This window comes from Geosporobacter ferrireducens, assembly GCF_001750685.1.
Classification (GTDB): Bacteria; Bacillota; Clostridia; order Peptostreptococcales; family Thermotaleaceae; genus Geosporobacter; species Geosporobacter ferrireducens.
The window spans coordinates 4,838,338-4,850,551 of record NZ_CP017269.1 but is presented as its reverse complement, the minus strand read 5'-3'; the positions used below and the strand labels follow the sequence as shown (position 1 = coordinate 4,850,551).

At 36.7% G+C, this 12,214-nt stretch carries 11 protein-coding genes; all 11 read right to left on the bottom strand.

What is annotated here, in order from left to right; genetic code table 11:
* Nucleotides 1–9: 9 nt before the first annotated feature.
* A complete protein-coding gene (locus Gferi_RS22610) occupies nt 10–1,002 on the bottom strand; it encodes a tripartite tricarboxylate transporter substrate binding protein (protein WP_083273722.1) in 993 nt (330 codons plus the stop codon).
* A 25-nt stretch (nt 1,003–1,027) separates the two neighbouring features.
* The gene (locus Gferi_RS22605; protein ID WP_069980395.1) at nt 1,028–2,524 is read right to left on the bottom strand and encodes a tripartite tricarboxylate transporter permease; all 1,497 of its coding nucleotides are present in this window, start codon (nt 2,522–2,524) and stop codon (nt 1,028–1,030) included.
* Nucleotides 2,525–2,535: 11 nt separating this feature from the next.
* The gene (locus Gferi_RS22600) at nt 2,536–3,012 is read right to left on the bottom strand and encodes a tripartite tricarboxylate transporter TctB family protein (RefSeq protein ID WP_069980394.1); all 477 of its coding nucleotides are present in this window, start codon (nt 3,010–3,012) and stop codon (nt 2,536–2,538) included.
* A gap of 200 nt (nt 3,013–3,212) precedes the next feature.
* Nucleotides 3,213–4,187 (bottom strand): hydroxyacid dehydrogenase, encoded by a 975-nt coding sequence (locus Gferi_RS22595; RefSeq protein ID WP_069980393.1) that lies wholly within the window; start codon nt 4,185–4,187, stop codon nt 3,213–3,215.
* Between the two features lie 21 nt (nt 4,188–4,208).
* Nucleotides 4,209–5,105, bottom strand: a complete 897-nt coding sequence (locus Gferi_RS22590) for a dihydrodipicolinate synthase family protein (protein WP_069980392.1) — start codon at nt 5,103–5,105, stop codon at nt 4,209–4,211.
* A gap of 50 nt (nt 5,106–5,155) precedes the next feature.
* Nucleotides 5,156–5,542, bottom strand: a complete 387-nt coding sequence (locus tag Gferi_RS22585) for a hypothetical protein (protein ID WP_069980391.1) — start codon at nt 5,540–5,542, stop codon at nt 5,156–5,158.
* A 454-nt stretch (nt 5,543–5,996) separates the two neighbouring features.
* Entirely contained in the window at nt 5,997–6,899 is a 903-nt protein-coding gene (locus tag Gferi_RS22580) for an AraC family transcriptional regulator (RefSeq protein ID WP_069980390.1), read from the bottom strand.
* Between the two features lie 650 nt (nt 6,900–7,549).
* Nucleotides 7,550–9,517, bottom strand: a complete 1,968-nt coding sequence (locus tag Gferi_RS22575; RefSeq protein WP_069980389.1) for an ABC transporter permease — start codon at nt 9,515–9,517, stop codon at nt 7,550–7,552.
* Nucleotides 9,514–10,272 carry an ABC transporter ATP-binding protein gene (locus tag Gferi_RS22570; RefSeq protein WP_069980388.1) on the bottom strand — a complete coding sequence of 253 codons (759 nt, stop codon included), beginning with the start codon at nt 10,270–10,272 and terminating at the stop codon, nt 9,514–9,516. The genes Gferi_RS22575 and Gferi_RS22570 overlap by 4 nt, the downstream gene beginning before the upstream one ends.
* Nucleotides 10,273–10,364: 92 nt before the next feature.
* Nucleotides 10,365–11,393 (bottom strand): sensor histidine kinase, encoded by a 1,029-nt coding sequence (locus tag Gferi_RS22565; protein WP_069980387.1) that lies wholly within the window; start codon nt 11,391–11,393, stop codon nt 10,365–10,367.
* Nucleotides 11,390–12,064, bottom strand: coding sequence for a response regulator transcription factor (locus Gferi_RS22560; RefSeq protein ID WP_069980386.1), 675 nt, complete (start codon nt 12,062–12,064; stop codon nt 11,390–11,392). The genes Gferi_RS22565 and Gferi_RS22560 overlap by 4 nt, the downstream gene beginning before the upstream one ends.
* Between the last annotated feature and the right edge of the window lie 150 nt (nt 12,065–12,214).

Sequence of the window (12,214 nt, the reverse complement as noted above, 5' to 3'; positions counted from 1 at the left end):
TGACCTTACCTATCCTTGAAACAATGATTTATACTCAAGGAACATATCTCTTTGCTTAAATAATCTTTCTTTTGCTTCAGATAGATTTAATAAGTACGGAACTTGATCATAGGCCTTCTTAATTTCATCTGCATATTCAGGTTTTTCAGATACATTCTTAATAGCTTGGCTTAACTTTTCGATAATCGCTTGATCTGTTCCCTTAGGTAAAAACATGTTATACTCTAATCCAATAGTTATGTCAATTCCCTGTTCTACACAAGTTGGAATATCTGGATAAGCATCACTTCTTTGGTCAGAAGTTACAGCTAGGATTTTAAAGTCGCCTGATTCTACATATGGCATAACCGTCTGAACAGTATTTACGATGACATCCACATGTCCACCCTTTAATGCTGCAATACGATCATTTACGCCTCCTGCATCTACAATATTAAATTTACCGCCTAAATCATTTAGTCTGATAGCAAAATAATGCATGATTCCACCTGTTACAGAGGTAATTCGATATTTACCAGGGTTATCTTGAGATAACTTAATTAACTCTGGTACAGTATTTACAGGTAAATCAGAACGAACCACTATCGCTTCTCCAGCACTCTTTGCTACGATTCCTACTGTCTCAAACGCATCATCAAAAGTATAGTCGGAGATCCCTGTTATTTCATTTAATAAAAAGCCTGTATTCCCAAAGAATATCTTATATCCATCAGCCTTAGAGGTTTTTACTGATTCAGCAGCTAAAGATCCTCCGGCTCCCTCTGTATTAATTACGACAACAGTTTGACCTAATTCCTGCTCTAGATACTTTCCATAGGTTCTTGCATTAAAATCTGTATCTCCTCCGGCTTTAAATGGAACTACTATCTCAACAGTCTTAGTAGGCCAATTACTACCTGCCTGATTTTTTCCACCCTCAGGGGTTTCTGTGCTTACTCCACACGCAGCTAAAAACAAAACAAATACCAATAATAAGCATGTTAAAGCTATTCTTTTTTTCATAAATATTCCTCCCTTTATAGTTTAATTAATATGTATACTTTTCTAGCTTCTGCTTTTTTAATTTCCGCACAGAAAGCAACAATGATAACACAGTCAACAATATGAATATCAGAGATATAGGTTGTCTAAAAAATTCTAAAAAATCTCCATTAGAATACATAAGCCCTCTCCTTAAATTGATTTCCATCGTTCTTCCAAGAATGAAACCCAAAATAAGCGGCGGAAGTGGAAATCCAAATTTTAACAGAAGATAACCAATGATTCCAAAAATAAGTGTTGCCCATATATCAAATACACGACTGTTTAAACCAAATGCACCTACTGCACACAGAACAAAAATCAATGGCAGCAAAATATGCTTAGGCACGCGCAATATCTTAACAAAAATTCTTAATCCTAAAAACTCAGTGATTAGCATTGCAATACTAGCAACAATCATAGCTGCAAAAATTGCGTACACCATTTGTCCATTTTGTTGGAAAATCAATGGACCGGGAGTGATTCCATGGATGATAAGTCCGCCTAACATCATGGCTGTTACAGAGTCTCCTGGAATTCCCAAAGTTAAAAGAGGGATAATAGCTCCACCAACTGTAGCATTGTTTGCAGCTTCGGAGGCAACTACTCCATCCATAATCCCTGTCCCAAATTTTTCTGGTTCCCTAGACTGGTTTTTAGCCGCCGTATAGGCAAGTATGTTTGATGTCCCGCCTCCTATCCCGGGAAGAATCCCGATGGCTATCCCAATGGCAGTAGAACGGATCAAATTAACTATTTGACCTGTAAATTCTTTCATGGAAAAACCAAAACCTTTAATTTTGACATTCGATTCAATCTGCGAACGATTGAGAACAGTAGTATTGTTAGCGTTTTCAAAAATCTCAGATATGGCATATAAGCCCACCAGTACAGTCAAAATATCAAAGCCTGATTTGAATTGAATTATTCCAAAAGTATATCTGGCTACATTATCCACTGGGGCCAACCCCACTGTCGAAAGCATGATTCCAAATACGCCCATCATAAGCCCTTTTACAAGGGATTTTCCTGTTAATGTGATAATTAAAGATAGTGCAAAGATCGTAACAGAAAAATATTCAAAGGGTCCAAACTTAATTGCCATTTCCGCTAATGGTGGTGCAATGGTAACCAATGCAAAAATACTGATAATCGTTCCAAGAAATGAAAACACAATTCCCGTTCCTAATGCTTTTCCTGCCTCCCCTTTTAGTGCCATGGGACGACCGTCAAAGCAGGTAGCAATTGAGGAAGGGGTTCCCGGCATATTTAGAAGTATTGCTGATATTAAACCTCCCGAAATTCCGCCAATATACAGCCCTATCATTGCAGCAATCCCATTTATGCTACTCATACCATAAGTAATGGGCAGGCACATTGCAATAGCCATAGTAGCCGATAATCCAGGAATTGCTCCGAAAATAATGCCGATTACTACGGTACCAAAAATGATTGCCAAGGTAGCTGGTTGTGACAATATCATTAAAAATCCATCTGCTAACATTTAATTACCTCCTATCCTAAGATTCCCCGGGGTAAAATGAGTGTCAATACCTGAACAAACAGAAAATACACTACTATGGAAAAAATTGTTGATATTTCAAGCGCCAATAGATATTTTTTGTTATCAGGGGGCATAAGCAGGATAATTTGAAAGAATAAATATACTGCAGTCATGATTAAGAAACCAACAACAGGCATAAGCGCAACATATAATACAATGAACGCTACCGTAAGAATAACTTTTATGCTAATAATTTTTTCGGCCACTCTATCTCCTTCATATATTCTAACAAGTTTGATACCCTTTACGATCTGTATGGTACTTAAAATCATCAGGAAAATTCCCAACAGCTGTGGTAAAAAACGCGAGTCTACACCTGAATCGCCATAACTTTGATATATCTTAATATTAAAGCTTGCAGCATAATATGCAGCTGCGATAATGAAAAATACAATTCCATAAATGGCTTCTCTATACCTATTTAGCAATTCAAACCCTCCTTTTCTTAATCTATCGGTTCAAAGAATCTAGCTAACTGAGCTTAATTATAAAATACTTTCTTATTCTTCAACTTTTGCTTTTATATTGGGAAACCTTTTCCTTTCGGTGCTAGTATCACTCCTTTTGGGAGTAATACTATGCTTTCTTTCGCTCTATTCTCTATAGGTTTTTAACTTAGAAAATAGTCTTATTTATTCCATCTAGGATGGTCATAAACTTCCTTATTTGCTACATGGGGCCACTTTTCACCACGAATTACCGCTAAGGTTCCTTCAACTGTCAGTTGGGATGTCCTAGAAGCACTTTCCTTTGTTAATGCCGCCATATGGGGTGTAGCAATGAAGTTTTTCAATGTGAAAAGTTTATTGTTTGGATCCATGGGCTCTGCTTCCATCACATCCACAGCAGCACCTGCAACTTTTCCATTTGCCAAAGCTTCGTAAAGCGCATCCTCATCAACAATATCTCCTCGAGCACAATTTACGATGAATATACCTTCCTTCATAGCGTGAAATTCTTTGTTCCCAAACATTTTTTTTGTCTCAGGTGTAGATGGCATGTGCAATGAGATTACATCACAAATGGCTAAAATATCATGTAGATTCTGTATATAGGTATATCCTAAGGCTTCAGCTGTTTCCTTCTTCACAAAAGGATCGTAAATATAGACTTCCATTCCGTTCATGCTGCAAAGCTTAGCTGTTTCCTTGCCAATATTTCCAAAGCCAATGATGCCCATTTTATGTTCTGCCAGTTCAATGGCCATATATTTATTTCTAATAGGAAAATTTCCATTTTTTGTTTCTTCATGACTTTCTACTACATTTTTTGTAATTGTATACATCAAAGCTATAGCATGTTCAGCCACTGAACGTAGATTCGCACCTGGAGCAATGACTACTGGAATCCCTAGGGCTGTGGCTGCATCGACGTCTACAGTATCTACCCCTACTCCAGGCCTCGAAATTACCTTTAGATTAGGACATTCTTCCATAATTTCTCTATCGATTCTTCCTACTCTTAAAATCAAACCATCTGCTTTCTTTAAATCTTCAATGATTGCTCTCATATTACTGTTATTAGCAATAATTATATCAATACCTTTTTTCAAAATTTCCATTCCATCTTTATAAAGTTCATGGGACAATAAAACTGTAGCCATAGTGTTCTCCTCCATTTAAAACTACATATATTCTTTAAGTTCTTCAATTTTAGCATCAATTCTTCTTTCTTCATCTACGGTAATAGGCTCCGTTGGTCTGATTACTCTTTTAGCAAGGAAGCCTAATTTGCTAATTGCGTATTTTGTTGATGCTGTCTGACTTTTTGCCATAGGATATATTTTACAAATGTCGTCAACAATTGCTCCCCATTTTTTGACAGCTTCAATATCTCCTGATTTTCCAGCCTCATAAAGTTTAATGTGCGGCATTGGAAAAAGTGGTGCAAGTGATGGGATATAACCATCCGCTCCTAGAAGCATACTTGCCATTGCAAGATTTGTAGCGCCCTGATGAAGAATGAAATCTGTCCCCTCAAAATATCTTAAGCATTTGATGAACTCAGGAAGTTGACCTGATGTATCTTTATATCCTATAACTTTATCAATTTCAGCTATCTTGAAAATGGTTTCAGCCTTAAGTGTTTGTCCTGTAAATGGTGGAATATTATAGATCATTAAATCTGCCTCTGTTGCATTTGCTATTGCCTCAAAATGTTTAACTGACTCATCCTGTGTAGCGTGTCTTGCATAAAAAACAGGCGTTACAACTGCTGTTTTTCCACCCATGTCTTCAAATCTTTTGATGTTTTCAATAACTCTTATTGTGCTTGAATCCATAACTCCTGCGATTACAGGAACTCTTCCGGCTACTTCGTCAAGAGTAATTTTGATCGCTCTGTCCCTTTCCTTCTGTGTAAGAGCTAAACATTCTCCATTTGAGCCCGCAACGAATATTCCATGAATTCCATTTTTGATACAATGATTTATAAGAAGTCTAAGTGCTTTTTCATCCACTTTTTCATTTTCATCTACTGGTGTAATAATTGGCGGTATAACTCCGATAATTTTTTTTACCATAATTTCATTCTCCTTATCTAATGTATTCTAGAGAGAGTTACTTCTCCGATCTATTTATTTTGTAGCATTTCCTCTGGTCTGATATTATCCACCTGACCATAAATGAACATAATATCCACATAACCATCTTCTTCATACTCAAATACATGCCATTCAAGCTCATCAAAATGCAATACAGTTCCTTTTTTCAATATAAATCTTTCGTCTAATTTATCTTTCGAAGGGCCTCTGCGCACCCAACCCTTTTCACAATCTAAAATTACCACTGTTTCCTCTGCATGGTTATGTGGATCCATAGGGCCACTTTCAACAGAATAGGTAGCGAATCCTACGGTCATCTTCTCACTAGATATAGCGGACGCCTTTCCAACAGCATTTTGAATAATTCTTCCCGGCAACTTTACCCTGGGTAAATCTGCTCTATTAACCAGTTCCATATTCTTCCTCCTTTATAATTGATTTTGGTTATTGTTAATACCCTCTCAAATATTCCTATTCTGCCTAGTTCAAAGTTTCTGGCAAAGTAGAAGTTTATATTGTTAGATGAATACAAACCTTTTTACAAATCTAGAAATAACCTAAGGGTATAACGTAACTCCATTATAATTTAATATACTTTTAATGTATTTGCGCAAATAATGGCTTTATTTGCATTTTTTTAAGAATTTCCACAAAAAAAAAAGCATATTAGAAATATGCCTAAGACTGATTACAAACCCCTCACAAGATCCTCCCAACTCCATGACAAGACCACTTTTATTGAATAAAACTGTTGAAAAAAGTGGCATTAGTCAAGTCACGAATTGGAAGCTTATGAGGGGTTTGTTCAAAAATATGACTTTGTTAACAAGCTGAAGCATGCTGGAAATAAGCCTTTCTTGTTTACTTATTTTATGATTCTTTATAATTAATTACTTTTATAGGAATTTCATACTGCCCTGCTGGAGTAAATGTACTATCTTTTATTACATTAATGCTCATATTGATATTTGTTCTCTTGTGATAAGTTATGGGTGGCATTCCCACTATCTTTTTGAATACCTTGCTGAAATAGTGGACACTTTCAAAACCCAAAGCCTCTGATACCTGGGTAACATTTAAATTTGTGGACATCATCATAGTTTTTGCTAATTCTACCTTTTTTAGGTTGATGTATCTGCTAGGTGTACATCCCACACATTCTCTAAAATAAGTTGAAAAATAGCTTCCGCTATAGCCGCATAAATTCGCCAAATCGGTAATCTTAATAGGCTGCGTTATATTATTTTCGATGTAGTTGATGATTTCTCTCATTTTACCTATAGTTTTGTTATTGTTATCACCTAAAAAATTATCTATGAATTGTTTATTTGATGTCATATGAATACCTTCTTTATTGCGTCTCATAATTCGAAAAACTAATTCAAGAATTCTAATATTAATAATATCTTCAAATAAAGGATCAGAACATACCGCTTCATCAAAGACATCTTTAATAAGCTTGTCCTCATAATCACTAACTTCATTTATGCAATAACCTATTTTACTTAGCTTTTCTGTCAATATGCTGTCACAGGAAAACTTAATATCAAAACTAGAAAAATCATCAATTCCATATATTGCGTGTTCTGTGCCTGGAGGAATCATAATAAGGCTGTACTTTTGGGCGAGTACTGATTGTGAATCGATGATGATCTTTCCTGTTCCACCAAGTCCATAAATATAGTGAAAAAATTTATGAGAATGTTTTTCAATATATTCATTGGCACCTTTCTTTTGTTTAACGATACGATGGACCTTTATACTGTATTGCATGTAATAATCCCCCTCTTAAATATAATCATAATACTTAATTTCACCCATATTTTATAAAGGAAATTCTTCTTTTGAGCTATATTTATGGATACAGCTTATTCCTTTTTTACAAATGAATATTTTAATTATGACTATAGTTTAAAATAAGTTCATTCCTACGATAATATATCTTATTTAACTATACTTTTTTTAGCTGACTATGACAACTATATTAATTCAGAAAATTATTGTAATTTCTAGCAAATATAGAGTAACTACTATAAACATATAAGCATATTCGGCATCTTCTTCCTTTTTTAAGTTAAAGCATATATACTGTAAAAGTCCTGAAGTTTAAAAAGAAAACTGTATAGTAACATTTTTTGTAAACAAATGAACCTACCTTCCAAGACTAGTATACTTATTACATTCTACACAACCTAACCAATTCTGTTTTGTCTTCTGTATAAATTTAAAAATGTTTTTGGTAAATTATGTATTTACCAAAAGCTTGAGGCGACCCCAAAGGGCCGCCTCTCAAATTAAATATACAATACAGAATCATTTATTTACTGCTGCTTTATTCATTTGCTCATTGTCCATACACTTTCATCCCTTAGTATCTGCCATCTTCTTTGGCCCTTTAAAGGTTTTGGCTTTCAGCAAGTCTGCTATTGGACAATTCTCCTGTACTGTCCCTTTGTAATCAAGTAAAATACCCCGTATACCACCGCATAGGCACCATACATAACCGCTGAAAAAGCCAGCACTGTAAAATAAGAATTGTCAACAGGTATCATATTGGAAAATACCATGGTATCCGCCGCTTTCATGGCAAACATGCTATGGATAATGCCCAATATAAGGGGAATCAGGAAAACCGGAAGCAATCGCTTTGAAATGATCCTTCTTTCAACTTGGCTATCCATCCCGATCTTTCTAAGCATCCTATACTGGTGCCGCTCCTCCTCTGCTGCCATTATCTGCTTAAAGTATAGCAGACTTGCTGTCATCAACATAAATACACCACTCATAAAGAAGCCGATAAAGCATACCAAACCAAAGGTCTCTAAAGACTCAATATAATGATTATATGCAGTTCTGTAGCTTCCTACATTGCCTGAGAGTATTTGCACCAGATCACGATTTAGCTCCCCTGATTGCAAGGCATTTTCATAGTTGAATACCGTTACTTTGTCATAAGGTACCCCGCTTTCATCTATCCCTAAGATATCTCCCTTTTGCAAAAGAGCATTAAAATCATTGTCATTCAAAACAAGTGTATGAAGTGCCCCAAAGGATAGAATACCTGATCTTAAGATAGAGGTTATCCGAATCGTCTGATTCGGAAAAGTGAGTAGTTGGCCAATAATGGCCGTTTCTGCGTCTCCGCGCAGGTATGAATGCATGTACATTGCTTCACCAGGATGAATACGGACAGGCTTTAAATCGGCTTTGGATAGGGATATGAGTTGATTATATACAGATTGGGAATACACCCTGAAATAATCCTGCCCGCCAGATATATACTCCCTGTCACCAACCTTGACGGTGTTCATCTGTGGAACCGATTTATACCGCTCCGCTGTATAGCTTTCTATTCTTCTTGTATGATGTTTTTCAAAGGCGTCATGTACCTTATCCAGCAATTCTTCCTGCCCACCATAAAAATACATATCGTAACCAATGATATCATAAGTGTTGTTTTCTATATTCCTATAAAGTGTAAATCCTGTGGCAATGGCCGTTGTAGCAACTGCAGACAACACCGCAATGGTAGCCATAACGGAGCCTATAGACTTCATCCTGTGAGAGAAGGCTGATACTGATATTAAATTAACCCCTTTATAATAGTTGTTCTTGTTTCTTTTTATTATATTTAAAACCTTAGGCAGCCCTCCCCAGAAAAACAGATAGGTTCCAAGAATTACAAGAATTAACACGGGGATGGCGGCAGCAACGACCCTCTGCGGCTCTTTACTTGCAGCCAGATAGTATCCGCTTCCCATTAACATAAGTGATACGATTAGGGTGATTATTGATCCTTTAGACCTTCCTTCCGATACTTTATCCGCCTTAAACAAATCTACCAACTCAAATTTGCCGATAACCCTTAAGCCCGATAACCCCATAATGCCAAATATGGATAGGAATAGGACAGCGGTTATATAAACAGACTTTGGGTCTATGGTGAAGGCAATATTGCCGGTAAAAGATGCCAATGAAATATCCAATAAAATCATTGCCGTCAGTTTGGAAAAGAATATCCCGAAACCTATGCCGATAACAAGCGCCGCAAAACCAACAATCATGGTTTCCAGAAAAAGCAATTTACCGATCTTCCTGTTTGTCATACCAAACAAGGCATAGGTGGAAATTTCTTTCTTCCTTGCTTTTATGAAGCTGTTATTGGAGCTGATTAAAAAGAACATCACAAATACCATGATGATAACGCCAAATGTCATCAGCATCGACCGATAGCGCGCATCATAGGTAAAGGCCATTATTACATATTCATTTTGCATAAGGGCCAGAAATGAATAGGCGGTGAAAACACTGAAACTTAAAGAGAAAAAATACATGATATACTTGGAGAAATTCTGTTTGATGTTACGAAGGGCCAGTGTGGTAAGCTTCATTTTTCACCACCTCCAAGCACACTCATAACCTCTATAATGGAGTCAAAAAATTTCTTTTTACTGTCACCGGCATATAACTCATTGTATATCTCCCCGTCACGGATAAACATTATTTTCTGGCAGTGGCTTGCCGCAAATACATCATGGGTTACCATTAAAATGGTTGCTTTATATTCTTTGTTGATGAAGGTTAAAAGATCCAGCAGATCCTTCCCTGATTTTGAATCAAGGTTGCCTGTAGGTTCATCGGCAAGGATCATTTTGGGATTCGTAATGAGTGCACGGCATGCGGCTGCCCGCTGCTGCTGGCCTCCGGAAACTTCATAGGGGTATTTATCAAGAATTTCTACAATATTTAAATCCTTTGCAATATGAAAAAGCTTGTCCTCCATAACCCTTGCCTTCTCTCCTCTTAAGGCTAAGGGCAGTAGGATATTTTCCTGCAGTGTCATGGTTTCCAGCAGGTTATAATCCTGAAAAATAAACCCGATATTGTTGATTCTGTGTTCAGCAAGCTCATTTTTATTCAGTGCTGCAATGTCCCTGCCGTTCATAATATATCTGCCTGTTGTAGGTTTATCAATGCTGCCTAGTATATTGAGAAGTGTCGTCTTCCCTGAACCTGATGCACCCATGACACCGATAAATTCCCCCTCCTTTACTTCAAAGCTAATCTTCTTCAGTGCCATATACTGCTTGGAGCCTTTTTTGCTTCCGTATGTTTTACTAATATTTTCTACTTTTAGTATCTGCATTGGTTTTCCCTCCATATAATTATTCTTAGATAATTATATTCTGATTACAGAATTGGCAAAATCGAATTAGCTTACATTATTAAATCTTTATCTTACATTTTTGTCACATGGTGCATGGTCCGGTTTTCAATAAAGGTTAAATGAAACACAGCGTATTCGCCATGTTTAGATTCAGCCGTCAGCCGGTGTCCCAGCATGTCACTTAGTTTTTTGGAAAGATATAATCCATAACCGGTGGCCTTCATGCCGTTTCTATTCTCAGAGGATGTATAGCCCTTATGAAAAATTTGTCCAATATCCTTTTGTAAAATTCCTTTTCCACTGTTTTTAACAGATATAGTAGTTTCATCCCCTTGTTTTTTGGTGCCTATGATGATGCTGCCTTCGGCAGGTGTATGTTTTACAGCATTGGATAGGATTTGAGACAATATATATCCACTCCATTTTTCGTCTGTTAAAACATTGTAATCCTCACCAGAGAGGGAGATTTTGATCTTTTTATAGCTAAAAAAGTTTGAGTACCCTTTGAGGGTTTGTGCAATTAATCGTTTCGTACTTACTGTTGTTATTTTATAATCTTCAGAAAGACTGTTGGATTTCATCTCATATAAAATTCTTTGCACCGACTCCTCTATTGCAAATATCTCTTTATCAATGCTTTGATAAAAACTGCCTGGAATATCATTTTCATGGTTTTCTAAAATCAGTCTCGCAGCCGCAATCGGCACCTTGACATCGTGTACCCATTTGGTGATAAACTCCAATTCCTCTGCAGATTTGGCATAGATGTCGGCTTTGTATTTTTCATATGCTGCTGCTATGTTATATACCAACTGGGCATACTCTTTATCTACAGGATAAGTAAATTGATCCGTATCTTCCGAAGAAGCATTCAATCTGCAATATTTTTTAAACTTTTCTACACGATAATTGAAAATTCCATAATCAACGGCTGCAAAAATAGCAAACAGCAGCAGCCATCCCGCCACCACATAACTGGCATTTGACGGGCTTATATTAAAGCTTTTATCTAATTGATATACTGCAGCGGAAAACAGAAAAGCAGCTGCAATAAATACGTAAGTTAACCATCTTTCCTTTACATATTCTACAAACTTCATAGCAACCGGTACCCTTCCCCTTTGATTGTTTTAACGTACCCTTCCAATCCAATGGTTTCTAATTTCCTGCGCAGGCGGTTCACATTAACGGTGAGGGTATTATCATCTACAAAACTCTCATCATCCCATAATGCTTTCATCAGCCGTGCCCGGTTTACAACCTTGTCATGATTTCTAATCAGCATAGATAGGATCTTACACTCATTCCGCGTAAGCTCTATTTCCTTCTCGCCGCAAAGAACATGCAGGTGCTCTATATCTAATACCATATCCCTGTGCTGCAATATATTTAATGTCTGATCGCTGTAGGAATAGGCCCTGCGCAATATGGCCTGTACTTTTGCAGTAAGCAGATCCATTGAAAAGGGTTTTTCTATATAATCGTCCCCCCCTTGTGTTATGGCCCGTATTTTATCGCCCTCCGTATCTCTTGAAGATATAAATATAATGGGAATATGAGACAGTTGGCGAATTTTAGCACACCAATAAAAACCGTCATAATAGGGCAAGTTAATGTCCATAAGTACCAGATGGGGCTCGAAGGAAATATAGCTTGAAAGTATATCGCTAAAGTCTGAAACCCTTGAAGTCTTATATTCCCATTTGCCTAGTCTTTCTTCAATAATTGAAGCTATTGTATGATCGTCTTCTACAATTAATATTTTATACATGTATCCTCACTCCTCGCTGAAGTTTTGACGCTATATAAATTGCAATAAGTATGCTACTTCCGCTACGCCATGGGGCCAGTTCCTCAAGCACATAAAAAAACATATGTACCTGACGAACCGTCCCTATGACTCCACGTAATCCTATTATAA